Raw genomic sequence first — 26515 nt, forward strand, 5'->3', positions numbered from 1 at the left:
CGCTCCCGGAGCGTGCGCAACGGCGCGCACGCCCGGACGTCCGTCCTGAGCACCCACCAAGGAGCACACGTTGGCACTCATCGAAGGAATCCACGCCCGCGAGATCCTCGACTCGCGCGGAAACCCGACCGTCGAGGTCGAGGTGATGCTGGAGGACGGGACCGTCTCCCGCGCCGCCGTGCCGTCGGGCGCGTCCACCGGGCAGTTCGAGGCCGCCGAGCGCCGCGACGGTGACGCCGCGCGCTACCAGGGCAAGGGCGTCGAGCAGGCCGTGGAGGCCGTCATCGAGGAGATCGGCCCCCGGCTGCTGGGTGAGGACGCCTCCGACCAGCGCCTCATCGACGCCGACATGATCGCCCTGGACGGCACCCCGAACAAGGGCGAGCTGGGCGCCAACGCCATCCTGGGCGTCTCCCTGGCCGTCTCCAGCGCCGCCGCGATGTCGGCCGACCTGCCGCTCTTCCGCTACGTCGGCGGCCCCAACGCCCACGTGCTGCCGGTGCCCATGATGAACATCCTCAACGGTGGCTCCCACGCCGACAGCAACGTGGACATCCAGGAGTTCATGATCGCCCCCATCGGCGCCGCGAGCTTCCGCGAGGCGCTGCGCTGGGGCACCGAGGTCTACCACGCCCTGAAGGCCGTGCTGAAGGAGAAGGGCCTGTCCACCGGCCTGGGCGACGAGGGAGGCTTCGCGCCCAACCTGGAGTCCAACCGGGCGGCGCTCGACCTCATCGTCGAGGCCATCGAGAAGGCCGGGTACACGGTGGGCAAGGACATCGCCCTGGCCCTGGACGTGGCCGCCAGCGAGTTCGCCGAGGGCACCACGTACACCTTCGAGGGCGAGCAGAAGACCGCCGAGCAGATGGTGGAGTACTACATGCAGCTGGTGGACGCCTACCCGCTGGTCTCCATCGAGGACCCGCTGGACGAGGAGGACTGGGAGGGCTGGAAGGCCATGACCTCCGCTCTCGGCGACCGCGTGCAGCTGGTGGGCGACGACCTGTTCGTCACCAACCCCGAGCGCCTGCAGCGCGGCATCGACGAGAAGGCCGGCAACGCGCTGCTGGTGAAGGTCAACCAGATCGGCTCGCTCACCGAGGCCCTTGATGCGGTAGGCCTGGCCACGCGTCACGGGTTCTCCTCGATGATGTCGCACCGCTCCGGTGAGACCGAGGACGTCACCATCGCCCACCTCGCGGTGGCGACGAACTGCGGCCAGATCAAGACCGGTGCCCCGGCGCGGTCCGAGCGGGTGGCCAAGTACAACGAGCTGCTCCGCATCGAGGAGGAGCTCGACGACGCCGCGCTCTACGCCGGTGCGGCCGCCTTCCCGCGGTTCAAGGGCGGCGCCTGACGCACGCTGTGGCGTGCGCCACTGAGAACGCACGAATGCCCTGATCGGCCGCCCCGGAACCCTGTTCGGGGCGGCCGATCGGCATCGTGCGCGGTGTGCCTGCCGGGGGCACGCCCGCGCGTCGCGGAGAATGGGGGCATGGCTCCCCGTTCCTCGCGACCCGCGCGGCGGGCCACCGGTACCCCGCGTCGGGGGACGCAGGTGGCCCCGGTGCGGGGTGCCCCGTGGAGGGCCGTGCTGCTGGTGGGCGTGCTGGCGATCGCTGCGTGGATCGCGGTGCCCCCGTTCGCCGGGTGGTGGACGCAGCGGGCGGAGATCCAGCAGGTGTGGCAGGAGTCCGCCGCCGAGCAGGAACGCACCCGCCAGCTCGCCGAGCAGCGGGAGGAGCTGCGCGACGACGCCCACGTGCGTCACCTGGCGCGAACCCGTCTGGACTATGCCGAGCCGGGGGAGAAGCGCTACCACGTGCTGGTGCAGGGGGAGAACGCTGCCGCTGCGCAGGCCGGGGCCGAGGGCCGGGACCGGACTCCCTGGTACCAGGAGCTCTGGGGCTCGGTCGAGCAGTCCGCGGCCGGAGTGGCCGACGACTCCGACGGCGCCCCTGCGCCGGAAGGCCCGGCCGGCACCGAGCAGGACGGGCCCCCGGCCACGGACGAGCCGGTGCAGGAGAGGACCGAGCCCGTGCCCGACGGCGTGCCGGACCTCATCACCGAGGACGATTTCGACCCCGCGGACATCCCCGCCGCCGACCTGCGTGCCGGCGAGGACGAGCCGGCTGCTGAAGGAGAACAGTGATCGAGCAGTTGGAGTTCCCGGGCCCCAGCGCGCCCACCGAGGCCGACCTGAGCACCGTCGAGGGGCAGTTGGGCCGCCTGCCGCGGGGCGTGGTCTCCGTGGCGCACCGCTGCCCGTGCGGCTGCCCGACGGTGGTGCAGACCGAGCCGCGCCTGCCGGACGGCACGCCCTTCCCCACCACCTTCTACGCCACCTGCCCCCGCCTCACCGGTGCCATCTCCACCCTGGAGACCACCGGTCTGATGGGGGAGATGACCGAGCGCCTGGGGCAGGACCCCGAGCTGGCTGCCGCGTACACGGCCGCGCACGAGCACTACCTGGCGGCCCGGCGCGCCCTGGGGGTCGTGGAGGAGATCGACCACGTGAGCGCCGGGGGGATGCCGACGCGCGTGAAGTGCCTGCACGTGCTGGTGGCCCACTCGCTGGCGGCCGGCCCGGGGGTGAACCCGCTGGGTGACGAGGCGCTGGAACTGCTGGAGCCCTGGTGGCACGCCGGGTGCTGTGCGGACGCCATCGCGGCCCGGGGTGAGGCGTGAGCGCTCGCACCCCGGGGAGCGTGCGCGTCGGCGCCATCGACTGCGGCACGAACTCCATCCGGTTGCTCGTCCTGGAGGCCGCCCTCGAGGGCGGGGTCGTCGTGGCACGCGAGCAGCTGCACCGGGAGAACCGCATCGTGCGCCTCGGACAGGGGGTGGACGCCACCGGCCGCATCGCGCCGGACGCGATGGCCCGCACGCTCGCAGCGGCCGGCGACTACGCGGCCCGCTGCGCCGAGCACGGGGTGCAGCAGGTGCGCTTCGTGGCCACCTCGGCCTCGCGGGACGCGGAGAACGCCTCGGAGTTCACCACCCAGGTGGCCAGTGCCTTCGCAGAGCACGGCTTCGAGGTGGCCCCCGAGGTCATCTCCGGGGAGGAGGAGGCCCGGCTGTCCTTCCTGGGCGCGACCGGACCGCTGCGCGCCCGGGGGGTGCCCGGACCCTTCCTCGTGGTCGACCTCGGTGGCGGGTCCACGGAGTTCGTCCTGGGCGACGATGCGGTGACCGCGGCCCGTTCGGTGGACCTCGGCAGCGTGCGCCTCACCGAGCGCCACCTGCACTCCGACCCGCCGGGTCCGCAGGAGATCGTCGACGCCACCGCTGACATCGATGCGGGGATCGACGACGCCGCGCAGGTGGTGGACCTGACGGCCGTCACCACCCTGGTGGGTGTGGCGGGCACCATCACCACCACCGCGGCGCACGCGCTGGGCCTGTCCTCCTACGATCGGGAGCGCCTCGACGGCGCGGAGCTGCCGGCCGAGCGGGTGCGGGCCGCGGCGCGGGACCTCACGGGGCGCACACGGGCGGAGCGGAGCGAGCTGGGATTCATGCACCCGGGGCGCGTGGACGTCATCGGTGCCGGCGCGCTGCTGTGGCACCGCATCATCGAGCGGGTGGAGCAGGCCAGCGGCATCACCACCGTGACCACCAGCGAGTCCGACATCCTGGACGGCACCGCGCTGGACCTGGCGGGTCGCCACCTATCCTGAGGGGGCCCTCGTGGCCCAACTGGCAGAGGCAGGCCACTTAAAATGGCTCCCGGTGCGGGTTCGAGTCCCGTCGAGGGCACGGATTCCACCTGCGGGTGGAGAACCGTGTGGAATCGTGGGCCCCCCGCCCGCGTTCCACCCTGCAGACGGACGCGAGGGCGCCATCGCACCGCGACCGCGATGACCTGACGTCCCCGAGAAGGAGACCCGCATGGCTTTCAACCCCGCCATCGACCGCATCGACAAGGAGAGCGCGGCCGGGCAGCCGCGCTACGGCCAGTACGCCGACTTCAACACCGCCGGCCAGGCGGGTGCGCAGTACCAGCAGTACCAGCAGATGGAGAACGCCTACCAGGCGCCGTCGATCGACACCGGCCGCACCGGGCGCCTGAGCCTCGATGACGTGTTCGTCAAGACCGCGGTGCTCATGGGCATCCTGCTCGCCACGGCCACCGCCACCTGGTTCCTCGTGGAGGACCTGCCGGGTCTTGCCTCGCCCATCTGGCTGCTCGGCATGTTCGGCTCGCTGGCCCTGAGCTTCGCCATCGGCTTCATGAAGTCGGTGAACGTGCCGCTGATCGTGCTGCACGCCGTGCTGCAGGGTGGCTTCGTCGGAGCCATCTCGTACGCCTTCGAGGGTGCCTACAGTGGCATCATCATGGCCGCCCTGACCGCCACCGTGGGTACGGCCGTCATGATGCTGGTGGGCTGGAAGATGGGCCTGGTCAAGGTCACGAGCCGCTCCATGCGCATCTTCTCCATGATGGCGCTGGGCTACCTGGCCTTCCTGCTCATCAACCTGGGCCTGAGCTGGTTCGGCGTGTTCAACGCCTACGCCACGCCCTTCGGCTGGCTGATCGGCCTGTTCGGTGTGGCCATGGCCGCCTACTCGCTGGCCATCGACTTCGAGTCCATCGAGCGCGGCATCGGCGCCGGCCTGCCGGAGAAGTACTCCTGGCTCATGGGCCACGGCCTGGTCGCCTCGCTGGTGTGGCTGTACATCGAGTTCCTGCGTCTCATCGCCATCCTGCGTTCCGGCGAGTGATCGCCTGCGCCCCGCGGGGCGCTGCACCCACGAAGGCCCCCCACCGCACTCACTGTGTGCGGTGGGGGGCCTTCGGCGTGCCCGGGGTCGCTCAGGCGCGGCGGCGACGGGCACCCAGCACGCCGGCTCCGGCCAGCAGTGCCAGCACGCCACCGGTGACGGCCATCGTGCCGGTCTGGTCGGCCGGGGTGCTCACACCGGTGTCGATGATGGGGCCACCGACGGTCGGCACGTCCGGGTCCACCGGGGTGTAGGGCGAGTTGTCCTGGAGGTACCCGCGGAAGGCGTCGATGTCGAGCCCGCCGAAGTACACGTTGCCGCCCTCGGCCAGGGTCGCGAACCCGTCACCACCGCCGGCCAGGAAGTTGTTGGTGACGATGCGGTAGGTCCGCGAGTCGTCGTCGGCCACGGTCTCACCGTCGATCTGCACCGAGCCGGGCTGCAGCGCCGGGGTGTCGGTGTCGTCGATCCGGTAGGTGAAGCCGGTGGAGGTCTGCAGCACCTTGATCTCCGAGGCGTTCTCCCCGGAGACCTGCTCGCGCAGCACCTGGTGGATCTGTGCACCGGTCAGGTCCATGGAGACGAGGTAGTTGTTGAACGGCTGGGCGCTGAACGCCTCCTCCATGGTGATCCTGCCGTCCGTGGCCCCGTTCTCACCGGCCTGGTCGAGCTCCGGCACGCGGATGCCGCCGGGGTTCATGAAGGCCACCACGGGCTCCTGCCCGCCGGTGACCACGGAGTCGTCGGCCAGCTGCGCGTCGGCGATGAGGCGGCCCAGCGGGGAGACCGCCACCCCGTACCGGTCGTGGCTCACCTGTGCGGTGACAGTGCCCAGCACCTCGTCGGCGATGGTGCCGATGAGCGCGCGGTACTCCGCGACGATCGCGGTCACCGTCTCGTCCGGGGTGACGTCCTGGGTGACCGGCACCTGCTCCGCGGTGGCGGAGCCGGGGACGACGTCCCCGGTGGTCGGGTCGAGGCGCAGGTCGATCTTCGTGATCAGCTCGCCGTAGTTGCCGGCCTGGGTGATCAGGCGGCCGTCCAGCGTCGTGATGTAGTCGGTGTGGGTGTGGCCCGAGGCGATCACGTCGTACTCCGGGTCGAGCTCCTCGTGGAACTCGATGACGTCGCCCGACACGTCCGTGCCGTTCTCGGAGGTGCCGCCCTCGTGGATCACGGCGACCATCGCCTCCACGCCCTGCGCCTTCAGCTCCGGCACCAGCTCGTTCGCGCGGGACGCCGCGTCGACGAAGTCCACGTCCTGGATGCCGGCGGCGGAGACGATGTCCGGGGTCTCGTCGAGCCCCAGGCCGACGTAGGCGACCTTCACGCCGTCGTACTCCTCGATGACGTAGCTCGGCAGCATCGGCTCGCCAGAGTCCTTCCACAGCACGTTGGCCGCCAGGAAGGGGAACGCCGCGCCGGTGAAGGTCTTGCCGGGGATGGGGCAGGAGTTGCGGCCACCCTCCCCGTCGCCGTCGTCCAGACAGCCACCGGCGTCCATGCGCAGCAGCTCGTCGGTGCCCTGGTCGAACTCGTGGTTGCCGACGGCCACCGCCGTGAGGTCCATGGCGGACAGCGCGTCGATGGTGGGCTCGTCGCGGAAGGCGGCGGAGAGGAAGGGCGAGGCGCCGATGCTGTCGCCGCCCACCACGGTGGCCGAGTGCGACGCCTCGCTGCGGAGGCGGTCCAGGTGGGCCGCGAGGTTCGCGGCACCACCGGGCTCGGACGGGTCGTCCGGGGCCTCGATGTTGCCGTGGAAGTCGTTGAACGACAGGATCTGCAGCTCGACCTCACCCGGGGCCGCCTGGGCGGTCACGGTGGGGCTCAGGGCCACGAGGAGGACGGCGGACAGGCCGACCGGTGCAGTGCGACGGAACATGTCTCTCCTGGGAAAGAATGAGTGTTGGCCGTCACACTCTGCCCCATCCACGTGAACGGGAGGTGGCCATGGAGGATCCTCGCCCCGAACGAGCGGTGCCCCGCGAGCTCGTCGACGAGCTGGCGCGCGCCCGCCGCATCGTCGCCCGCAGCGACCTGTCACCGCGGTGGGTGGAGGGTGCCGTCGTGCTGGCGCAGGCGTGGGCCGATGCCGAGGCCACCGAGCACGGCTGGCCGGCGGCCCCCGTCGCGGTGCCCACCACTGCCGCGCTGCCGGACGTCCTGGAGGCCGTGGCGCGGGCCCGGCTGGCCACCGCCCGGGACGCGGACGAGGCCGGCCCCCGCATGGGGACCGACCTCGCCGCGCTCCGCCGCCGCCACGGCGGGTGAGGGCTCACCGCATCAGGACAGGCGCTCCAGGATCATCGCCATGCCCTGGCCGCCGCCCACGCACATGGACTCCATGGCGTACTGGGCGTCGCGCTCCACCATCGCGTTGAGCAGCGTGGTGGTGATGCGGGCACCGGTCATGCCGAAGGGGTGGCCCAGGGCGATCGCGCCGCCGTGCACGTTCAGCTTGTCCAGGTCCATCCCCAGCTCGTCGGCGCTGGGCAGCACCTGCGCGGCGAAGGCCTCGTTGATCTCGTAGAGGTCCAGGTCGCCGATGGACATGCCGGCGCGGGCCATCGCCTGCTTGCAGGCCTCCACCGGGCCCAGGCCCATGATCTCCGGCGAGAGGGCCGAGACGCCCGTGGAGACCACGCGCGCCAACGGCGTGAGGCCGAGCTCCTTGGCGCGGGTGTCGCTCATGATCACCAGCGCGGCCGCGCCGTCGTTCAGCGGACAGCAGTTGCCGGCGGTCACGGTGCCGTCCTCCCGGAACACCGGCTGCAGGCCCTGCAGCTTCTCCAGCGTGGTGCCGAAGCGGGGGCCGTCGTCGGTGGAGTGCGTGCTGCCGTCGGGCAGGGTCACCGGGGTGATCTCGCGCTCGAAGATCCCGGCCTCGATGGCGGCCTGCGCCCGGTTCTGGCTGGTCACGCCCCACTCGTCCTGGCGCTCGCGGCTGACGCCCCGGGAGGTGGCCACGTTCTCCGCCGTCTGGCCCATGGCGATGTACACGTCCGGCAGCTCCCCGGCCTCGCGCGGGTCGGTCCAGGTGGTGTTCTGGGCGGCCATCCGCTCGGTGCGCTGGCGGGCGTCGGCGAACTGCGGGTTCTGCCACGAGAGCTTGGACTCCCCGGCCCCGGTGAAGTCGGCATAGCGGGAGACGCACTCCACGCCACCGGAGATGAACACGTCGCCCTCACCGGCCTTGATGGCGTGCATGGCCATGCGGGTGGTCTGCAGGCTGGAGGAGCAGAACCGGTTGATGGTGGCCCCGGGCAGGTGGTCCATGCCGGCCAGTACCGCCACCACCCGGGCCATGTTCGAACCGTGCTCGGCCCACGGCTCGGCGCAGCCGAGGTAGAAGTCGTCGATCTCACGGGGGTCCAGTCCCGGCACCTTGGCCAGGGCGGCGGTCACCATCTGGGCGGCGAGGTCGTCGGGCCGCACGTCCTTGAGGCTTCCCTTGAAGGCGCGCCCGATGGGGGATCGGGTGGCCGAGACGATGACTGCTTCGGGCATGGGGGCAACTCCTGGTCTGTGGCGGTGGGGCCGCGGGGCCCTGGGCGCGGTCAGTCTACGGGTGGCGAGTGACCTGGGACACATCCCGGTGCGAGGAGGGGGCGGTCGCGCGCTGCGGGGGCGCGGCAGCGTCCGCATCGTCACCCGCATCGCGCCGCCGCCGCTGCACCATGGCCCGCAGCCTGCCGGGGGTGCTGTCCTCGTCGGGGCGCACCTCGGTGCCCTCGTGCGAGGCGGCCTGGGCGGCGGCGTGCTCCAGGCTGTCGGGGCGGCCTCGCTCCACCACTGCCCCGGTGGCGTGCTGGGCGTCCCGTTCGGGCACGGGAAGGGCCAGGGCGTCGAGCAGCGAGGGCACCAGCACCTGTGCGGCCCGCTTGTAACCCTTCGCGGAGGGGTGGAAGCGGTCGGTGTGGAACATGCCGTCGGGGTCGTCCAGGAAGGCCTGGGTGGTGAGCGAGCCCAGGGAGACGGTGCGCCCGCCGCTCTCCACCACGGCCACGGTCTGCCGTGCGGCGTACCGCCGGGAACGGCGTTGCATGAGCCACCGCAGTGGTTGGCCCAGGGAGGCGATCATGCCGAAGTCCGGGCAGGTGGCCACCACCACCTCGGCCCCGGCGGCCCGCAGGCGCAGCACGGTCTGGCGCAGCACCTGCAGGCATGCGCCGAGGTCGGCGTTGCGGGAGATGTCGTTACCCCCGATGGAGATCAGCACCAGGTCCGGGTGGGGGAACTTGCGCAGTGCGCGGTCCACCTGCTCGCCCAGCCCCAGCGAGGTCACGCTGTTCACGGCCACCGTCTCCAGGTACACCGGACGCCCGGACAGGGCGGCGATGCGGCGTGCGCACCGCGCCCCGATCGTCTGCGCGGGGCGCTGGGCCCCCACCCCGTTGGCCACCGAGTCCCCCATCACCACGAACTCCCAGGGGGCCTCGACCTCCTGGCGGTGGTGTGCACCCCCGGGGGTGTAGATCCCGTTCTCGTCCGGGGCGTTCCCCGGGGTGCCGTCGGAGAGCTGGCTGGCACGCCACAGCTCGTAGCCGAGGGTCCCGGCCGCCACGGCCGTGAGCCCTGCGGCGGCCGCCCCGGCCACGGGGGCCCGGCGAACGGCCTCGCGGCGCACCGCATCGAGCACGTTCACGCTGCCTCCTGCAGGCGCTCCAGTCCGTCATCGAGGGTGACCGCCGGCCGCCACCCCAGGGCAGCGTGGGTCTCCCGCTGGGAGAACCAGTGGGCGGTGGTCAGTTGTTCCACCAGGAAGTGGGTCAGGGGCGGTTCGGTGATGGGGCGCACCCGCTGGGAGGCGAGGACGGCCCCGTCCACCACGTGCCCGGCGGCGCCGGCCGTGCCGGTGCCGATCCGCAGGCGCGGCAGTGGCGCCCCACTGGCCCGCAGGATGCTGCCGATCAGCTCCCCGACCGGGCGCGGCTCGTCGTTGGTGACCACGAACGCGCGTCCGTGGGCGGACTGCTCGTGGCGGGGCCCGGCCAGGGCGTCCAGGGCGGCCACCAGCGCGTCGCGGGCGTTGTCCACGTACGTGGAGTCCACGAGGGCGGCCCCGTCACCCACCCAGGGCAGGCGCCCGGCGTGGGCCCGCGCCACCAGGCGGCCCACCAGCTGGGTGTCACCCGGACCCCACACCAGGTGGGGGCGCACCGCGGTGACCGCGAGGTCGGGGCCGTCGCTGGCCAACGCGTCGAGCTCCGCCACGGCCTTGGTGCGCGCGTAGTGGCCCCGCGCGTGCTCGGGGGAGGCGGGCTCGGCGCCCACTCCCACCAGGGCGGCGCCGGCGTGGGCCACCGAGGGAGAGCTGGTGTGCACGAAGCGGCCCACCCCTGCTCGCTGCGCGGCGTCCAGCAGCAGCCGGGTGCCGGTCACGTTGGTGCGCTCGAACTGCGTGGCCGGACCCACCACGTCCACCTTGGCGGCCAGGTGCACCACGGCGTCCTGGCCGGCGACCGCCCGCTCGACGGCCGCGGCGTCGTCCACGCTGCCCAGGACCTCGCGCAGGCCCGATGCGGAGGGGCGGCGCTGCATCACCGTCACCTCATCGCCCCGCTCCGCCAGGGCACGCGCCACGGCGCCCCCGAGCATGCCGGAGGCCCCGGTCACCAGCACCCGGGTCACGGGCGGAACCCCACGCGGTCCAGGCGGCCCAGGACGCGCCGCGGAGCGCTCAGCAGGCGCCCGGCACGGTCCCCCAGCGAGGAGCCACCGTCGCCGGCCAGGGTCTCCGTGGCCCACTCCGCCAGGGCTGTCCGGTCGATCTTGGAGGCGTGGCGGATGTCCACCGGCAGGCTGTCGCGCACCAGCACCGCGGCCACCGGTGCGGCGCCCGGGCCGCCGTCCGCTGCCTCGCGGACCGCGGCGGAGAACTCCACCGAGGCCACCGGGGAGCCGGCGTGCAGGCGGAGGTCGGCACCCTCGCTGGGGCGCACCACCACGACCACGCGCTGGCCACCGGCGGGACCCACGCCCACCACGGCGGCCTGCTGCACCCCATCGAGCCGTTCCACGCGCGACTCGACGCCGCCGGGAGCCACCGGGCCCGCGGCGGTGGTCACGGTGTGCACCCCGCGTCCCTCGATCCAGAGGCGGCCGGCCTCGTCCAGGTGGCCGATGTCCCCGGTGCGGTGCCAGCCCACGGGGTGGGCGGTGGCACGCTGCGTGCCCCAGAGCCGGTCGTAGTGGCTCTTCACGTGGGGCGCTCGCGCCACCACCTCGCCGCGGACCCCGGGCTCGGTGGTGAGGCTCGCGTCGCCACCGGGCTCACCCGCATCGTCCAGCGGGGCGATGCGGAGCTCCACGCCCTGCACCGGACGGCCCACGCACACCCCGGCGTGGGCGGCGAGGTCCGCCGCGTCCACGGTGCGGGGGTCGATGGCGGTCAGTGGCAGCGCCTCGGTCATGCCGTACGGCGTGACGGTGGCCGCGTGCGGGGTCACCCGGCGCACGCGCTCCAACAGCTCCACCGGCACCGGGGCGCCGGCGGACATCACCATGCGCACACCGTCGAGCACCGGGGTGGAGGGGTCGTGCGTCGCCACCACGTTGCGCAGGGCGGCCGGCGAGGCGAAGACCACGTCGGCACCCACGGCCGTCACCGCATCGGCCAGCGCCGCGGCGGTGAGCGTGTCCGGGCTCGTGACGTCCATGTCCGGCACGGCCGAGGTCATGCCCAGCGCGGGGCCGTACAGGGCGAACGGGGCGAAGGCGGCCACCAGGGACTCGCCGGCACGCAGCTCCAGGGCGCTCTCGATGACGTCGCGCTGCGCCAGCAGCTGACGGTGCCGGTAGACCACGCCCTTCGGCGGGCCGGTGGCACCGGAGGTGAACAGCACGGCGGCCTCGACGTCCACGGCGGGTGGGGCGAGGTCCACCGGGTGCGAGGCCCCGGCCTCCTGCACGGAGTCCAACGAGAGGTCCGCGTCCGCCACCCGCTCGGCCACCGCGGTCGCGGCGCCGGAGGAGGCGGGGCGCACCACGATGCGGTCGCCCTCCACCCCCAGCGCCCGGGCGGCCGCGAGGCCGGCGGGGATGCCCACCACCAGGTCCGGGTCCGCGCTGCGCAGGGCACCGGCCATGGGGCGCACGCCCAGCCCGGCGTCGGCCACCACGATCGAACCGCCCGCCCGCCAGACCGCGTAGACCACGGCCGTCAGGTCGATGCCCGGGGGCACGAGCACGGCCACCCGGGTGCCGGGGCCCACGCCGTGCTGGCGCAGCCCCGCCGCGAGCTGTGCCACCCGAGACTCCAGCTCGCCGAAGGTCACGGTGCGGCGCCCCGCATCGTCCAGCTCCACGATGGCCAGCGCGTCCGGCTCCCGCTCGGCGCGCTCGGTGAGGCGCGACCAGATGACGCCGGTGGGTGCGGGCTCGGCGTCGCCGGTGCCGGCGTCGGCGTCGGCCGCAGCGGCGCCCGAGGTGGCCGGGAAGCCCCGGCCCTCGGCGGTGCCGGTCAGCCAGTCCCAGGCGTACCCGACACCCTCGGGGCGGTCCTCCAGCACCAGGTGCGAGGCGTCGCCGAAGCGGTGCACGTCGGCGGTCGGGAAGCGCTCGAGCACGTCGCGCAGGTAGCGGTCGGTGAACACCGGGTCCTTGGCGCCCCACAGCACCAGGGCCGGCACGTCCAGCGACGCGGCCCCCGCGGCGGCGGCCTCCAGCGCGGAGCGGGAGGGGTGGTCGGCCTCCAACGGGATGTCCGCCACGAACTCGCCGACGGCCCGACGGTGGTCGCGCCTCCGGTAGGGCGAGGCCAGCGCGGCGGCGGCCTCGCGGTCCGGGCCGGGCTGACCCACCCACGCTGCCGCGTGCACGAAGGTGGGGGTGTCCACCGTGGCGGCGCGGTGCAGGCCCGCGGCACGGGCCGCACGGATCCCCGGCGGCACCCGGTCGTCGGGCTGCCACAGGGCGGTGTTGGTGATCACGGCCGAGGCGATGCGCTCCGGGTGGCGGGCCGCCCAGCCCAGGCCGATGGTGCCGCCCCAGTCGTGCACCATCACCGAGACCGGCAGGTCGGCGTGCACACCCTCCAGGACACCCAGCTGGGTGAGGGCCTCGTCGAGGTCGTCGGTGCGGTCGGCCAGGCGGCGCACCGTGCTGGAGCGCTCGCTGTGACCCATGCCCACGTGGTCCACGGCGATGACGCGCCAGTCGGCCGGGGCCTGCGCGAGCACGCGGCGCCACAGGTAGGACCAGGTGGGGTTGCCGTGCACGCACACCAGCACGTGGCGGACGTCCTCCGGGCGGGCGCCGGCGGCCACCATCTCCGGGGAGTGGGTGTCGAGCACCGCCATGCGGGCGCCGGGGAGGCGGCCGCGCGGGGGCAGGACGAGGTGGTGCTGCCACCGCGGGTCCACCTGGGGCAACTGGTCGAGGGGGGTCATCCGGGGCCGGGTGGCGCGGGGCATCAGGCGCTCACCACTCGATCTCTGCGCAGCAGGCGTTCAACCCCGAGCCGATCCCCATCAGCAGGACGCGGTCCCCTCGCTCCAGGTGCGGCGCCTCCAGGGCCAGGGTGAACGGCACGGCCGCCGGGCCCATGTTGCCGTAGGTGGGGAAGGTGCGCGGCACCTTGGCGCCGTCCAGGCCCAGCCGGTCGCAGATCTGCTCGGTGTGCACCGTGGAGACCTGGTGGATCACGTAGCGGTCCAGGTCCTGCCAGTCGAACTCCTCGGCGGCCTCTGCCCAGAGGTCCTCGGACAGGGCGATGCCGGCCTCCTGCAGACCCACCGAGTCGGTGGTCATGCGGTCGAAGTCGCCCACGCACAGCTCGTGGTGCTCGGTGCCGGCGCGGGAGACGCCGCCCACGAAGCGGTGGCCCTCGGGGTGCTTGTCGGTGGGGCCCAGCACCATCGCGGCGGCCCCGGAGCCCAGGGTGAGGGTGGCCAGCTGCTGGAGCACGTCGTCGGCGGTGGTCTCCTCCCGCTCCAGGCGCGCCAGCGTGGTCTCGTGGGTGTGCCGGGTGGTCTCGGCGTTCACGATCAGGGCGTACTCGATCTGGCCGGAGTCGATCATCGCGGCAGCGATCTGCATGCCGTTGACGAAGCCCAGGCAGGCGTTGGTCACGTCGAAGTTCGTCGCGCTGCGCGGCAGCCCCAGGGTGTCGTGGATGCGCACGGCCGTGGACGGCTCCAGGTGGTCGCGGCTCACGGAGGTGTTCACCATCAGCCCCACCTGCTCCGGCTTGATGCCTGCGTCCACCAGCGCGCGGCGTCCCGCCTCGGCGGCGGCCTCGGTGAAGTGGACGTCCTCGGGCCACCAGCGCCGCTCCTTGATGCCGATCAGGCGGGAGAGCACCCCGGGCACCAGCTTGTTGCGGCGCAGGGTGTCCATGATCCGGGCGTCGAACTCGGCCGAGGTGTGCACCTCGGGGGCCGGCAGGGCGGTCACGGACAACACGGAGGTGTTGGAGTGGCGGAAGGTGGCGTTTCCGGGCATGCGTTTTCCAAGGACCTTTCACTGGGGGCCGAACCAGTCTGCCACGTGGCCTCCGATGCGGCCTCCGACGCCGGTACGGGCACCGGGGGGTTCACCGGGGGCTACCGTGCCGACCATGGATTCCATGACGTGTGCGATGGAGTGGCGGGGGCTCACCAAGGCCTTCGGGGGACAGGTGGCGGTCGATGGGGTGTCCCTCGCCGTGCCCCGTGGTGCGGTGCTCGGGCTGGTGGGGCCCAATGGCGCAGGCAAGACCACCGCCCTGTCGATGGCGACGGGTCTGCTCGCCCCGGACGCGGGCACCGTGGAGGTGCTGGGGCACGACGTGTGGAGCGACCCGCGGGGGGCCAAGGCGCTGCTGGGGGTGCTGCCGGACGGCATGCGCGTCTTCGACCGCCTCTCGGGGCGGGAGCTGCTCACCTACACCGGGCGCCTGCGCGGCATGGATGAGGCGGTCATCGCCGAGCGCAGCGCGGAGCTGCTGCAGGCCCTGGGGCTCGAGGGGGCCGGCAACAAGATGGTGGTGGACTACTCCGCCGGCATGACCAAGAAGATCGGGCTGGCCTGTGCCCTCATCCACGCGCCCAGGCTGCTGGTGCTGGACGAGCCGCTGGAGGCGGTGGACCCCGTCTCTGCGCAGGGCATCCGGGAGCTGCTGGCCGGGTACGCGACCAACGGGGGCACGGTGGTCATCTCCAGCCACGTGATGGAGCTGGTGGAGTCCCTGTGCTCGCACGTGGCGATCATGCGTGAGGGGCAGATCCTGCGGGAGGGCACGGTGGAGGAGGTCCGCGAGGGTGACTCCCTGCAGAACACGTTCATCCGCCTGGTGGGCCGCGAGGCCGCGGGCGCGGGGGAGGGGTTGTCGTGGTTGCGCTCCTCCTGAGGCTCAAGTGGACCCTGCTGAAGGCCGGCTTCCGGCGCAACGGGTGGCAGCTCGCCGGGTTCATCATCGGACTGGTGCTCGGCGTGGTGGCGGCGCTCGGTCTGGCGGCCGGCCTGGTGTCCACCCGGGGGCTGGACGTGGAGCTCGCCGCCGGCCTGGTGACGCTCCTGCTCGCGATCACCGGCTTCACGCTCTTCCTCGTGCCCCTGGTGGCCACCGGGGTGGACGACACCCTCGACCCCAGCCGTTTCGCCCTGCTGCCGGTCCGCGCCCGGGCACTCCTGCCGGGACTGGTGCTGGGCTCCTTCGTGGGCGTCACCGGCCTGGTGATGGTGCTGGCGGCCGTCGGTGCCGTCGCGGCACTGGTGCGCTCCCCGGCCGTCACGGTGGCCGCGCTGGTGGCGGCGCCGGTGTGGCTGGTGCTCACGGTCGTGCTGCGCAACGCCGCGGCGGCAGGGATCTCCTCTCCTCGCACACCCCGGTGGGTGCGTGACCTGGCCACCGGCATCGGCATCGTCCTGGCGGCCAGCAGCGGCCTGGCCGCCAACGGACTGACGGCTGGCGTCTCCTCCATCGAGGAGCTGCGTGAGCGCGTGGACCTCCTGGCCACCGTGGCCGGGTGGACCCCCTTCGGGCTGCCCTGGGCAGCGGTCCAGGACGTGGCCGGCGGGAACTGGCTCAGCGCGAGCATCAGGGCCGTCCTCGTGGTGGCACTCCTGGGGGTGCTGCTGTGGTGGTGGGAGCGCGCCATCGCGGCCCGTCTGGTCTCCCCGCTGGAGTCCTCGGGGTCGGGGCGCGAGGTGCGCGCCGGTGCTCTCACCCGTCTGGCCCCTGCCACCCCGGCAGGGGCGGTGATGATGCGCTCCCTCATCAACTGGCGCCGCGACCCGCGCTACGTCATGAACTTCGCCGTGTCCGTCCTGATGCCCGTGCTGTTCGTGGCACCGGCGCTCATGCAGGGCGCGGCTGTGCGGGACATGCCCTACCTGCCCTACGTGGGCGCAGCCGTGGCGCTGTCCTTCGCGATGGTGACCATGCAGGACACCAGCTACGACGGCTCTGCGGTGTGGATGCACGTGGTCTCCGGCATCCGGGGGCGCGACGACCGACTGGGCCGCTTCCTGGCCCTGCTGCCGGTGGCGCTGCCGCTGGTGGTGCTGGCCGTGGTGGTCGGCTGTGTCCTGAGCGGGAGGTGGGACCAGGCGTGGAACGCGCTGGGGGTCTCCCTGGGCCTCCTCTGCGTCGGAGCCGGCGTGGGCCAGGTGACCTCCGCGCTGTGGCAGTTCCCCGCCCCGCAGCCCGGTGCCAACCAGTTCTCCACCCCCGCCGGCGGCACCCTGGCCACCTTCCTGGCCATGGTCGTCACGTGGGTGGCGATGCTGGTGGTGGCCGCCGGGGCAGCGGGCCTCTGGTTCGCCACCCACCAGCTGGGCTGGGTGCACCAGCTGATGGGTCCCGCCGTCCTCCTGGTCGGGGCGGCGGTGGCCTGGGTCTGCATCGTGGGCTCGGGCCGGTGGCTCGACCGCCGCTGGCCCCAGGTGCTGGCGAACGTCACCGAGTCCGCCGCCTGAGCGCCGGTGGTGAGGGGTCGGCGCCGACGCCTCACCGGATGGAGCAGCGCCCCGGCCGCCGGGGAGGTCGGCCGGGGCGCTGCTCGTTCCGTTCCTTCACGGTCCTCCGAGGCGGGCCGGTCAGTCCGCCCGGCGGCGCTGGTCCCGCAGGACCTGCCGCTGCAGCGGGCTGGTGGCCGTCAGGGCCAGCACGGTGAATGCGAGCCCGGCCACCAGGATGCCGCCCATCAGGACCGGCCCGGTGCTCGAGCGCTCGTAGCCGAAGTTCGTGGCGTCCGAGGCCATCGGCAGGGCCAGGCCCATGCCCAGCAGCCACCCCAGCCCCAGGGCCAGCACCAGCGGCCCGAAGACCTCCAGCCAGGCCACCCGGCGCAGGAAGCCGGTGGAGGACCCCATCCGGTACAGGGACCGGGTCTGCTCGGCCCGCTCGAACACGGCGGACGCCTGGGTGATGTAGGTGGCCGTCGCCGCGACCACCAGCCCGACGCCCAGGGTGATGGCCGCACCCTTGGTGAAGTCCCACCCGGTGGTGGTGGCGAAGGTGGCCGCCACGTTGTCGGTGTCGGGCGCCTCGGTGGGCAGCGGCATCATCGCCACGTAGCTGCCGATGAACGCCATCAGGCCCAGCCCGGCGACCCGGCCCCAGGTGGCGCGGGGGTCTGCCTGCACCCGGCGGGCCGCCCACATGACGGTGGGGGAGGGGATGCGGGCCAGCAGGCCGCACACCACCTGCAGGATCCAGGGGCCGATGACGTTCATGCCTGCCAGGACGGCCAACAGTGCGCCGCCCAGCAGCAGCCAGGGGCCGATCTCACCGCGGGGGCTCACGGTGTTCACCGTCACCACCCCGACACCGATCAGCACCAGGAAGATCAGCGGGCGCCAGCGTCGCAGCGCGGGGTTCCCGGCCCGCCGGGCCACACCCAGCGGCGAGACCCGCACCTGACGCATGCCCCACCAGGAGGCCAGGACACCGACGATGATGGTGACGGCTCCCACGGCCAGTGCCAGGGGTGCGGGCAGCAGCATCTCGGAGACCTCGATGGTCTTGCCCTGCAGTTCCAGGGCGGACCAGGCCGGCAGGGTCAGCAGGTACAGCACGCACCCCACCAGGACGCCCAGGGTGGCTTGGATGAGGGTGTCGATGAGCGCCATGCGAGTCACGTCGCCGGACGACAGACCCAGCAGGCGCAGTGCCGACATGCGGCGCTCTCGACCCCTGGCGCCGAGGACGGCGGCGGAGGCGGCCAGGGAGGCCATGGCGGGGACCACCAGGGCGCAGGCGATGCCGGCCAGCCCCACGTAGGCGCCCATCATCGCCTCCACCGACGGGTCGGCGGCGATCAGCTCGGCGTGCAGGCTCGTGGGGGAGGCCCACCGCTGGTGGAACATCCAGGTGCCTCCCGCCACGGTGAAGGCCAGGGCCGAGCAGATGACGAAGGCCAGGGTGGAGGCCAGGTAGAGGAGCGACTCACCCTCCCGGGAGGCGAAGCGGGCGCGGGTGAGGCGCAGCGTGAACGAGGTCAGTCCGGTGACCTTCATCGACCCACCCCCAGCGGCTCCTCGACCAGGCGGTCGGTGTGCACCAGGCCGTCCCGGATCTCCACCAGGCGGTTGCACCACTGGGCCACGGCCCGGTCGTGCGTGACCAGGACCAGGGCGGCGCCGGCGTGGGCGACGGTGGCCGTGAGCAGCTGCATCACCTCGTGGCCGGTGGTCTGGTCGAGCGCCCCGCTGGGCTCGTCGGCGAAGACCACGCGGGGCTCACCCACGAGCGCTCGCGCGATGGCCACGCGCTGGGCCTGGCCGCCGGACATCTCCCCGGGGCGGCGCTTGCGGAGCTCGGGGATGCCGATCTGCTCCAGCGCCCGGTCGGCGGAGCGCAGGGCGGTGCTGCGGGAGACCCCGGTGAGCATCTGCGGCAGTGCGACGTTCTCCCGGGCCGGGAGCTCGGGGATCAGCTGGTGGTCCTGGAAGACGAAGCCGAAGTGCTGCAGCCGGGTGTGGCTGCGGCGGGCGTCACGCAGGCCCGAGAGGGTCCTTCCCTCGAAGCGCACCTCGCCGTGGGTGGGAGTCAGGATCCCCGACAGGCAGTGGAGGAGGGTGGACTTGCCCGAGCCGGAGGGCCCCATCACCGCCACCGTCTCGCGCGGTGCGATGTGGAGGCTCACCCCGGCCAGGGCGTTCACCCCGCCGTAGCTGACCGTGATGTCGTCGGTGGCCAGGAGGGCTTCTCCCGGCATCTGGTGTGGTGTCGTGATGTTCATGGCTCCATTCCACGCGGATGCGGTCCTCCGCACCATGGTGCGGACAATGGTCTCGTGGTGGTGCTGGCACCACCCTCCCGGTGGTGCCCGGTGGCGGCCGGTCGAGTAGTTTCGGCGCGGTGGGAGCATTCTGGAGGCGTCGGGACCTCTCCTACGAGGAGGAGGCCGACCGGCGCATCGCCGACCTGACCGCATCGAGGCGGGTGATCGTCGAGGCCTACGAGGTGGAGAGGCAGCGCATCGAGCGCGATCTCCACGACGGGGCCCAGCAGTACATGGTGGCGGCGGCGATGCTGCTCGGCGAGGCCCGACTCCTCCCTGCGGCCCAGCAGGACCCGGAGCTGCAGGACATGCTGGCCCGGGCGGGGGAGCAGCTCTCCAGCGGACTGGACGCGCTCCGGTCGACGGTTCGGGGGATCCATCCGGCCACTCTGCTGGAACAGGGTCTGGCCCCCGCGCTGCAGGAAGTGGCCGATCGCAGCCCCCAGCAGGTCCGCATCGTCTGTCCGCACCCGCTCCCCGAGGTGCCCGAGGGCGTGCTGGTGTCCGCCTGGTTCTTCGCCTGCGAGGCCCTTGCGAACGCCGCCAAGCACGCGCCGGGGGCGCCTGTCACCGTGCTGCTCGGTGCCGATGCGGATCTGCGCGTCTCGGTCGTGGACACCGGGCCCGGCGGGGCCACCCTCGTGCCCGGGGGAGGGCTGGCGGGGCTGCGCGAGCGCATCGCGGCCTTCGGGGGCACGGTCAGCGTGACCTCCCCACCGGGTGGCCCCACCCAGGTGGCTGCCTCGATACCGTTGCTCCTCATGCGGGGAGAGACGGGAGTGACGGTGTGAGCGCACGGCTGGTGGTGGCGGACGACTCGGCGATCCTGCGCGAGGGGCTGGTGGGCCTGCTGGAGCGCCGGGGCTACGAGGTGGTGGCCCAGGTCTCCCGGGCGGACGACCTGGCCGACCGGGTGCGCGAGCTCGCTGCTGCGGGGGCCCTGCCCGACGGTGTGGTCACCGACGCCCGCATGCCCCCGACCATGACGGACGACGGCATCCGGGTGGCGGCCGACCTCAAGGAGCAGTTCCCGGAGCTCTCGGTGCTCGTCGTGAGCCAGTACGTGGTGCCCGTGCACGCCCAGCGGCTGTTCGGGTTGCACGGCTCCGGCGGTGCCGGGTACCTCCTCAAGGACCGGGTGGCGCAGGTGGAGGACTTCGTGGCCTCGCTGGAGATCATCCTGTCCGGCGGGGTGGTGACCGGCCCCGAGGTGACGCGGGCGATGATGCGCACGGGCGCGTCGGGCCTGGGGGAGCTCACGCCGCGGGAGCGCGAGGTGCTCGAGCTCATGGCGCGCGGGCTCTCCAACGCGGAGATCGCCTCCGAGCTGTTCCTGTCCGTTGCGGCGGTGGCCAAGCACGTGTCCAACATCTTCGCCAAGCTGCACCTGGCGCCGGGTGAGGAGAACCGCCGGGTGCGAGCCATCCTGCAGTACCTCGCCGAGCGGGGGGACGCGCCGGCCTGGTGAGGCGCCCGCCCCGTCGCCTCAGGCGCGGGGCGGCTCCACATCGGTCTGGGCGGGCAGGTCCACCAGACCCACGGGGCAGCTCATGCCGTTGGGGCCGTGGTTGCAGTACCCGTCGGGGTTCTTGTGCAGGTACTGCTGGTGGCGCTCCTCGGCCAGGTGGTACTCGCCGCTGTCATCCGGCCCCACGATCTCGGTGGTGACGGCCCCGTGGCCGGCGGCGGTGAGCTGCTCCTGGATGGCCGCGCGGGTGGCCTCGGCCACCGCGACCTGGTGCTCCGTGGTGCAGAAGATGGCCGAGCGGTACTGGCTGCCGATGTCGTTCCCCTGCCGGTCGCCCTGGGTGGGGTCGTGGTTCTCCCAGAACACCTTCAGGACCTCGTCCACCGTGACCCGGGACGGGTCGAAGACCACCTGGACCGTCTCGGCGTGGCCGGTCGTTCCGGTGCACACCGAGGGGTAGGTCGGGCGCCGGTCCTCGCCCCCCATGTATCCCACGGAGGTGGTGATCACTCCCGGCAGCTGCCAGTAGAAGCGCTCCACCCCCCAGAAGCAGCCAGCGGCCACGTGGATGACCTCACTGCCCTCGGGCCAGGTGCCCAGGGGGGTGCCCAGGACGGCGTGTGGGGTGTCGGGGGAGATGAGGGATGCCATGGCCTCATCGTTCCACCGGCCCCGTGATCGCTGCACCTCCGGGGTCGGTTCGGCACCTCCTGTGCCGGAGCGCCTGTGACGCACCTCGCGCGTGCAGAGGCGGAGGTTGTCGCCGCCCGGGCACAGAATGACCTGCATGGACGACCACGCAGTCCAGGCCGAGGGCCTGGTCAAGCAGTACAAGGAGGTCCGTGCCCTCGATGGGGTGAGCCTCGCCGTCCCGCGGGGCACCGTGCTCGGGGTGCTGGGTCCCAACGGGGCGGGCAAGACCACCACCGTGCGCGCCCTGACCACCCTGCTGCGTCCGGATGAGGGGAGCGCCCGGGTGGCGGGCTTCGACGTGCTCACGCACCCACAGGAGGTGCGCAAGCGCATCGGTGTCTCCGGGCAGTACGCCGCCGTGGACCAGCACCTCACCGGGCGGGAGAACCTCCGCATGATCGGGGAGCTCTACCACCTGGGGCGGGGTCGGGCCCGGGACCGGGCGGACGAGCTGCTGGAGCGCTTCAGCCTCACCGACGCTGCCAACCGTCCGAGCAAGACCTACTCCGGGGGCATGCGCCGCCGACTGGACCTGGCCTGCGCGCTGGTGGCCCAGCCGGAGGTCATCTTCCTGGACGAGCCCACCACCGGCCTGGACCCTCGGAGTCGCGGTGACATGTGGGAGGTCATCCGCGACCTCGTCAGTGCCGGCACCACGCTGGTGCTGACCACGCAGTACCTCGAGGAGGCCGACAAGCTGGCCGACGACATCGTGGTGGTCGACAAGGGGCGCGTGATCGCGTCGGGGACCGCCGACGACCTCAAGAACATGGTCGGCGGCGAGCGCCTGGAGGTCGTCGTCCAGCACCCGGGCGACCTGGCCGGTGCGAGCGCGGTACTGCGCGGCGTGGGCACCGGCGAGGTGGAGGTGGACGCCCACACCCGGCGTCTCACCGTGGCCATCCCCGGCGGGACGCACTCCCTGTTGGAGGCGGTGCGGGAGCTGGACGAGCGGGGGCTGGTGGTGCAGGACATCGGCATCCGGCGTCCCACGCTGGACGACGCCTTCCTCACCCTGACCGGGCACGGCGCCGGTGACGGGCAGTCCGATGCGGGCACGGAGGAGGCGGCATGAAGCTCGTCTCCGACGGCCTGACGATCCTGCGCCGCAACCTCATCCAGCTGAAGCGGGTCCCGGACCTCATCCTGTTCACGCTGTTCCAGCCGATCATGTTCATCGTGCTGTTCGGCTACGTCTTCGGCGCGGCAATCGGTGGGGGAGACGGGGCGAACTACCGCAGCTTCCTCATCGCCGGGATCTTCGCCCAGACCATCCTGTTCGGCTCCACCATCACCGGGTCGTCGCTGGCCGAGGACATGCAGAAGGGCATCATCGACCGCTTCCGCACCCTACCCATGGCCCCCTCGGCGGTGCTCCTGGGCCGGACGCTGGCAGATCTGGTGAACAACGTCCTGGTGCTGGTCATCATGTCGGTGACCGGTCTGGTCATCGGCTGGCGCATCACCGGGGGTTTCTGGGAGGCCGTCGCCGGCTTCGCCCTGATGCTGGGCTTCGCCTACGCCTTCTCCTGGGTGATGGCCTACCTCGGCCTGCTGGTGCGCACTCCGGAGGTGCTGAACAACGCCACCTTCATGGTGCTCTTCCCGCTGACCTTCATCTCCAACGCGTTCGCGCCGCCGGAGCAGTTCCCGGCGGTCCTGCGGGCGATCGCCGGGTGGAACCCCATCTCCACCCTCACCCAGTCGGTCCGCGACCTGTTCGGCAACAACGTGCCGGGTCTCGAGCCCGAGCGGTACACGTGGGCCCTGCAGCACCCCATCGTCTACACGATGATCTGGCTGGCGCTGCTGGTCGGTGTCTTCGCCCCCCTGGCCACCCTCCAGTACCAGCGCGCCGGGCAGCGCTGAGGAGGGCCGGGAACACACGAGAGCGCCGCCGGGCACCCAGCCCGGCGGCGCTCACCTCCCTACCGTGCCGGCAGGGCCACCCCCATCAGCCCTCGTAGGGCCGCACCTCCACGATCTTCACGTCGATCTGCTTGCCGTTGGGCGCCTCGTAGGCGATGGTCTCGCCCTGGTTGCGGCCGTCGATGGCCTTGCCCAGCGGGGACTTCTCCGAGTAGACCTCCATGTCGTCGCCGTCGGCGATCTCGCGGTTGCCGAAGAGGAAGGTCTCGGTCTCGCCGAACATCTCGATGGTGACGACCATCCCGGGCTCCACGACCCCGTCGTCGGCGGGCGGCTCCTCACCCACCTCGGCGTTCTGCAGCAGGGCGGTGAGCTGCGCGATGCGGCCCTCCATCTTCCCCTGCTCCTCCTTGGCGGCGTGGTAGCCACCGTTCTCCTTGAGGTCTCCCTCGGAGCGGGCGTCCTCGATGCGGTGCGCGATCTCGCGGCGTCCCTCGCCCTTGAGCTGCTCCAGCTCGGCGTTCAGGCGCTCGTAGGCGGCCCGGGTCAGGTAGGTCGTCTCCTGGGTGGCGTCAGCCATGATCACTCTCCTTAGCAGAGTGGCGGTCCGGAGCCGGAGGAGATCCGGGTCGGACTGCGGAAAGGTCCGGCCGCCAGCTTCGCGACCGGACCTGGGTGTACGTGGGTGTGATCGGCCAGTCTACGCGGCGCGGGGCCGGATTGCCATCGGCGTGGGCGCTCAGTCCTCCGGGTACCAGCACCCGGTGACGTTCCCGACCAGGGGGCGCGAGGTGGTCTGCAGGGTGGTCCGCTCCCGGGTGGAGCCCTCGGGGTGTGGCGGCACCGTCACCTCGCGGCTGCCGACGATCTCGTGCGTCTCGCTCTCGGCAACCAGGCGGCAGACCACCTCGCGCCCGGGTTCGCGGTGCACGTCGTAGATGACGGTCACGGAGCTGTCGGTGATGTCCTCCTGGCCGGAGTAGTACCAGTTCGGCTTCCCGGTCGTCAGCGCCAGGCCGTACCAGATCACCAGCGCGGTGGCCAGGCCCACGCCGACGATGCCGATGATCCACCAGCGTCGGCGCCGTGCCGCCTCCGATGAGCTCCCTCGGGGGGTGGTCGACGGCATCAGGCGGTCCTTCCGATCACGTCGGGGCCCTCCCGGTCCGGGGGGACGGGTGGGGCATGGGGGACAATGGGGACACACCATTGTGGTCCATCGGCCCGACGCCGGTGGACCTGCCCCTGACGTGACCAGAAAGGCGTTCCGTGACCGACCAGCTCCGACTGCTCGCCGTCCACGCACACCCCGACGACGAGTCCAGCAAGGGTGCCGCCACGACGCTGCGGTACACCGCAGCCGGCCACCGGGTCACGGTCGTCTCCTGCACCGGCGGGGAGCGCGGCGACGTGCTGAACCCCCAGTTGCAGGACAACGCCCAGGTGCTGCGGAACATCGTGGAGGTGCGGCGCCGGGAGATGGCCCGCGCCCAGGAGATCCTCGGGGTGGACCACGTCTGGCTCGGCTTCGTGGACTCGGGCCTCCCGGAGGGTGACCCGCTGCCCGCGCTGCCTGACGGCTGCTTCGCCCTGGAGCCCCTGGAGGTGACCACCGAGGCCCTGGTGCGCGTCATCCGGGAGGTGCGCCCCCACGTGGTGACCACCTACGACGAGAACGGCGGCTACCCCCATCCGGACCACATCATGACCCACCGGGTCACGATGGCCGCGGTCGAGTCCGCTGGGGACCCCACCCGCTTCCCGCACGCCGGCGAGGCCTGGCAGCCGCTGAAGGTCTACTACAACTCGGGCTTCAACCCCGAGCGCATCGAGGCCCTGCACGCCGGATGCGAGGAGGCGGGGTTGGAGTCCCCGTACGTCGAGTGGATCGAGCGGATGAAGGACCGCCCCCGTCGCCGGCTGACCACGCGCATCGAGGCGGCGGACTTCTTCGAGGGGCGCGACGAGGCGCTGCGCGCGCACGCCACCCAGATCGATCCCGAGGGGTGGTTCTTCAGCGTGCCGCTGGAGGTCCAGCGCAAGGCCTACCCGTACGAGGACTACGAGCTGGCGGTCTCGCTGGTCCCCACCGAGATCCCCGAGTCGGACCTCTTCGCGGGGATCCCGACGGATGTCGCTGCCGCCGATGAGCTGGCGCGCACGGCATCGTGGGCCCAGATGGAGCACGACGGTCGTGTCGAGGCGAAGGAGAACGCGTGATGGGGCAGTTCCTGACCGAGGGTGGGGCTGACACCAACGTCTCCATCACGGGGGGCCTGGGCGCCTTCATCGCGATGTTCCTCCTGGCGCTGGCGGTGTGGGCGCTGGGGTGGAGCATGACCCGCCACCTGCGCCGCGTGAACTACCTCCAGAAGCAGCACGAGAGGGAGGCGCGAGGCGGGGCCGCGCCGGATGGTGGTGCTGCGCGCACGGCCTCGCAGGACCCGCCCCGGCGGGACGGGGACAACCCCACGGCCCCGGTGGACCCGCCGCGTGAGTGAGTCGACCCGAGGCTCCGCCGGCCGCGTGCGCGGCCTGGTCTACGGCGCCTACGAGCAGCGGATCTCCCAGGACCTCGACACCGACCGCCTGCCCTGCCACGTCGGGGTGATGCTGGACGGGAACCGTCGATGGGCCCGGGAGCGGGGGTCGGACACCGCCGAGGGCCACCGGGCGGGAGCGGAGAACATCGAGCCCTTCCTCGAGTGGTGCGAGGAGCTGGGCATCGAGGTCGTCACCCTGTGGATGCTCTCCACGGACAATCTCCAGCGCCCGGCCGCTGAGCTGGAGCCGCTCCTGAGCATCATCGAGAAGGCCGTGTGCGACCTCGCGGCGACGGGCCGTTGGCGGCTCCACCTGGTGGGCGCGCTGGGTCTGCTCCCCGACGCGAGCCGGGCGGTGCTGGAGGACGCGGTGCGGCAGACGTCCGAGGTCGACGGGCTCCTGGTGAACGTCGCCATCAGCTACGGCGGACGGCAGGAGATCAGCGATGCCGTGGCCGCTCTCCTGCGTGACTGGGCGCGGTCCGGCACCACCCTGTCCGAGGCGGCGGACAGGATGACCCCCGAGGCGATCGGTGAGCACCTCTACACCAAGGGCCAGCCCGATCCCGACCTGGTGATCCGCACCTCGGGTGAGCAGCGCCTGGGGGGATTCCTGCTCTGGCAGAGCGAGAAGAGCGAGTACTACTTCTGTGAGGCCTACTGGCCGGACTTCCGGCGGGTGGACTTCCTGCGCGCGCTGCGGGCCTACGCCGAGCGTGAGCGCCGGTACGGCCGCTGACGTGGCCCCCCGGGGGGGCTCCTGAACGGGGGATGAACAGACGGCCAACCCTTCGCGCCGTGGCGCGGCCTGCCTTGCGCCGGTGTGCAGGGGGCCTAGATTCGAGCTGTCAGCGAGTCGACCCGCATCGTCCTGATGCGGGACAGGAGGCGTCATGACCGGTCACCAGCAGCTCCCGTTGCAGCGCGAGGCGGAGGGGGGTGCGGTGGCCCCCGAGGGCGTCGCGGCCGCCGCTGACGGCGTGGCGACGACCACCCGCACCTACGTC

At 72.5% G+C, this 26515-nt stretch carries 26 protein-coding genes and 1 tRNA gene; 16 read left to right on the forward strand and 11 right to left on the reverse strand.

From position 1 onward, the window contains the following. The first annotated feature begins 70 nt into the window (after window positions 1-70). From eno to ACEY2A_RS12125, 6 genes are all read left to right on the forward strand, one after another. On the forward strand, window positions 71-1357 hold the full coding sequence (gene eno / locus ACEY2A_RS12100; RefSeq protein ID WP_374928827.1) for a phosphopyruvate hydratase: 1287 nt from the start codon (window positions 71-73) through the stop codon (window positions 1355-1357). A 138-nt stretch (window positions 1358-1495) separates the two neighbouring features. Next, window positions 1496-2152, forward strand: a complete 657-nt coding sequence (locus ACEY2A_RS12105; RefSeq protein WP_374928828.1) for a septum formation initiator family protein — start codon at window positions 1496-1498, stop codon at window positions 2150-2152. Then, window positions 2149-2688, forward strand: a complete 540-nt coding sequence (locus ACEY2A_RS12110) for a DUF501 domain-containing protein (RefSeq protein WP_374928829.1) — start codon at window positions 2149-2151, stop codon at window positions 2686-2688. Before ACEY2A_RS12105 ends, ACEY2A_RS12110 begins: the two co-directional genes overlap by 4 nt. After that, complete coding sequence (locus ACEY2A_RS12115) at window positions 2685-3680, forward strand: exopolyphosphatase (protein WP_374928830.1); 996 nt, start codon at window positions 2685-2687, stop codon at window positions 3678-3680. The genes ACEY2A_RS12110 and ACEY2A_RS12115 overlap by 4 nt, the downstream gene beginning before the upstream one ends. A 4-nt stretch (window positions 3681-3684) precedes the next feature. Beyond that, a tRNA-Leu gene (locus ACEY2A_RS12120) sits at window positions 3685-3759 on the forward strand. A gap of 132 nt (window positions 3760-3891) precedes the next feature. Then, a complete protein-coding gene (locus ACEY2A_RS12125; RefSeq protein WP_374928831.1) occupies window positions 3892-4725 on the forward strand; it encodes a Bax inhibitor-1/YccA family protein in 834 nt (277 codons plus the stop codon). 91 nt (window positions 4726-4816) lie between these two features. Here ACEY2A_RS12125 and ACEY2A_RS12130 read toward each other — a convergent pair whose 3' ends face one another. Continuing rightward, the gene (locus tag ACEY2A_RS12130) at window positions 4817-6607 is read right to left on the reverse strand and encodes a bifunctional metallophosphatase/5'-nucleotidase (protein WP_374928832.1); all 1791 of its coding nucleotides are present in this window, start codon (window positions 6605-6607) and stop codon (window positions 4817-4819) included. 68 nt (window positions 6608-6675) lie between these two features. Here ACEY2A_RS12130 and ACEY2A_RS12135 point away from each other — a divergent pair, with 68 nt between their 5' ends. Then, a complete protein-coding gene (locus ACEY2A_RS12135) occupies window positions 6676-6996 on the forward strand; it encodes a hypothetical protein (protein ID WP_374928833.1) in 321 nt (106 codons plus the stop codon). Window positions 6997-7008: 12 nt separating this feature from the next. Here the strand turns inward: ACEY2A_RS12135 and ACEY2A_RS12140 are convergent, their stop codons facing one another. The 5 genes from ACEY2A_RS12140 to ACEY2A_RS12160 are packed head-to-tail and all read right to left on the reverse strand — an operon-like array spanning window position 7009 to window position 14169. Next, entirely contained in the window at window positions 7009-8232 is a 1224-nt protein-coding gene (locus ACEY2A_RS12140) for an acetyl-CoA C-acetyltransferase (RefSeq protein WP_374928834.1), read from the reverse strand. Between the two features lie 55 nt (window positions 8233-8287). Further along, window positions 8288-9370, reverse strand: coding sequence for an SGNH/GDSL hydrolase family protein (locus tag ACEY2A_RS12145; protein WP_374928835.1), 1083 nt, complete (start codon window positions 9368-9370; stop codon window positions 8288-8290). After that, window positions 9367-10356, reverse strand: a complete 990-nt coding sequence (locus ACEY2A_RS12150; RefSeq protein ID WP_374928836.1) for an NAD-dependent epimerase/dehydratase family protein — start codon at window positions 10354-10356, stop codon at window positions 9367-9369. The genes ACEY2A_RS12145 and ACEY2A_RS12150 overlap by 4 nt, the downstream gene beginning before the upstream one ends. Then, window positions 10353-13115 carry an alpha/beta fold hydrolase gene (locus tag ACEY2A_RS12155; RefSeq protein ID WP_374928837.1) on the reverse strand — a complete coding sequence of 921 codons (2763 nt, stop codon included), beginning with the start codon at window positions 13113-13115 and terminating at the stop codon, window positions 10353-10355. Before ACEY2A_RS12155 ends, ACEY2A_RS12150 begins: the two co-directional genes overlap by 4 nt. Before the next feature lie 31 nt (window positions 13116-13146). Beyond that, window positions 13147-14169, reverse strand: a complete 1023-nt coding sequence (locus ACEY2A_RS12160) for a 3-oxoacyl-ACP synthase III (RefSeq protein ID WP_374928838.1) — start codon at window positions 14167-14169, stop codon at window positions 13147-13149. A 115-nt stretch (window positions 14170-14284) separates the two neighbouring features. Between ACEY2A_RS12160 and ACEY2A_RS12165 the strand changes: the two genes are divergently transcribed. Both ACEY2A_RS12165 and ACEY2A_RS12170 read left to right on the forward strand, forming a co-directional pair. Then, window positions 14285-15055 (forward strand): ABC transporter ATP-binding protein, encoded by a 771-nt coding sequence (locus ACEY2A_RS12165; protein ID WP_374928839.1) that lies wholly within the window; start codon window positions 14285-14287, stop codon window positions 15053-15055. Further along, entirely contained in the window at window positions 15037-16626 is a 1590-nt protein-coding gene (locus ACEY2A_RS12170) for a hypothetical protein (protein WP_374928840.1), read from the forward strand. Before ACEY2A_RS12165 ends, ACEY2A_RS12170 begins: the two co-directional genes overlap by 19 nt. Window positions 16627-16746: 120 nt before the next feature. Here the strand turns inward: ACEY2A_RS12170 and ACEY2A_RS12175 are convergent, their stop codons facing one another. Together ACEY2A_RS12175 and ACEY2A_RS12180 are read right to left on the reverse strand one after the other, a co-directional pair. After that, entirely contained in the window at window positions 16747-18168 is a 1422-nt protein-coding gene (locus tag ACEY2A_RS12175; RefSeq protein ID WP_374928841.1) for an FtsX-like permease family protein, read from the reverse strand. Continuing rightward, the gene (locus ACEY2A_RS12180) at window positions 18165-18893 is read right to left on the reverse strand and encodes an ABC transporter ATP-binding protein (RefSeq protein WP_012802194.1); all 729 of its coding nucleotides are present in this window, start codon (window positions 18891-18893) and stop codon (window positions 18165-18167) included. The genes ACEY2A_RS12175 and ACEY2A_RS12180 overlap by 4 nt, the downstream gene beginning before the upstream one ends. A gap of 119 nt (window positions 18894-19012) precedes the next feature. On the opposite strand from ACEY2A_RS12180, the gene ACEY2A_RS12185 reads away from it, so the two are divergent. Further along, window positions 19013-19726, forward strand: coding sequence for a sensor histidine kinase (locus ACEY2A_RS12185; RefSeq protein ID WP_012802195.1), 714 nt, complete (start codon window positions 19013-19015; stop codon window positions 19724-19726). Then, window positions 19723-20403, forward strand: coding sequence for a response regulator transcription factor (locus tag ACEY2A_RS12190; protein ID WP_012802196.1), 681 nt, complete (start codon window positions 19723-19725; stop codon window positions 20401-20403). Before ACEY2A_RS12185 ends, ACEY2A_RS12190 begins: the two co-directional genes overlap by 4 nt. 18 nt (window positions 20404-20421) lie before the next feature. Here ACEY2A_RS12190 and msrA read toward each other — a convergent pair whose 3' ends face one another. Continuing rightward, the gene (msrA, locus tag ACEY2A_RS12195) at window positions 20422-21054 is read right to left on the reverse strand and encodes a peptide-methionine (S)-S-oxide reductase MsrA (RefSeq protein ID WP_374928842.1); all 633 of its coding nucleotides are present in this window, start codon (window positions 21052-21054) and stop codon (window positions 20422-20424) included. Window positions 21055-21190: 136 nt separating this feature from the next. Between msrA and ACEY2A_RS12200 the strand changes: the two genes are divergently transcribed. Beyond that, entirely contained in the window at window positions 21191-22171 is a 981-nt protein-coding gene (locus ACEY2A_RS12200) for an ATP-binding cassette domain-containing protein (protein WP_374928843.1), read from the forward strand. Then, window positions 22168-22965 carry an ABC transporter permease gene (locus tag ACEY2A_RS12205; protein WP_374928844.1) on the forward strand — a complete coding sequence of 266 codons (798 nt, stop codon included), beginning with the start codon at window positions 22168-22170 and terminating at the stop codon, window positions 22963-22965. The genes ACEY2A_RS12200 and ACEY2A_RS12205 overlap by 4 nt, the downstream gene beginning before the upstream one ends. A gap of 85 nt (window positions 22966-23050) precedes the next feature. Here the strand turns inward: ACEY2A_RS12205 and greA are convergent, their stop codons facing one another. Beyond that, a complete protein-coding gene (gene greA, locus ACEY2A_RS12210) occupies window positions 23051-23545 on the reverse strand; it encodes a transcription elongation factor GreA (RefSeq protein ID WP_374928845.1) in 495 nt (164 codons plus the stop codon). Window positions 23546-23704: 159 nt separating this feature from the next. After that, window positions 23705-24094 carry a DUF4307 domain-containing protein gene (locus ACEY2A_RS12215; protein WP_374928846.1) on the reverse strand — a complete coding sequence of 130 codons (390 nt, stop codon included), beginning with the start codon at window positions 24092-24094 and terminating at the stop codon, window positions 23705-23707. 140 nt (window positions 24095-24234) lie between these two features. On the opposite strand from ACEY2A_RS12215, the gene mca reads away from it, so the two are divergent. Genes mca through ACEY2A_RS12230 form a run of 3 tightly spaced genes read left to right on the forward strand, consistent with a single transcriptional unit; the run spans window position 24235 to window position 26247 of the window. After that, complete coding sequence (mca, locus tag ACEY2A_RS12220; RefSeq protein ID WP_374928847.1) at window positions 24235-25185, forward strand: mycothiol conjugate amidase Mca; 951 nt, start codon at window positions 24235-24237, stop codon at window positions 25183-25185. After that, entirely contained in the window at window positions 25182-25466 is a 285-nt protein-coding gene (locus tag ACEY2A_RS12225) for a hypothetical protein (protein WP_374928848.1), read from the forward strand. The genes mca and ACEY2A_RS12225 overlap by 4 nt, the downstream gene beginning before the upstream one ends. Continuing rightward, a complete protein-coding gene (locus ACEY2A_RS12230) occupies window positions 25459-26247 on the forward strand; it encodes an isoprenyl transferase (protein WP_374928849.1) in 789 nt (262 codons plus the stop codon). The genes ACEY2A_RS12225 and ACEY2A_RS12230 overlap by 8 nt, the downstream gene beginning before the upstream one ends. Window positions 26248-26515 lie beyond the last annotated feature (268 nt).

This window comes from Kytococcus sedentarius (genome assembly GCF_041937525.1).
Taxonomy (GTDB): domain Bacteria; phylum Actinomycetota; class Actinomycetes; order Actinomycetales; family Dermatophilaceae; genus Kytococcus; species Kytococcus sedentarius_A.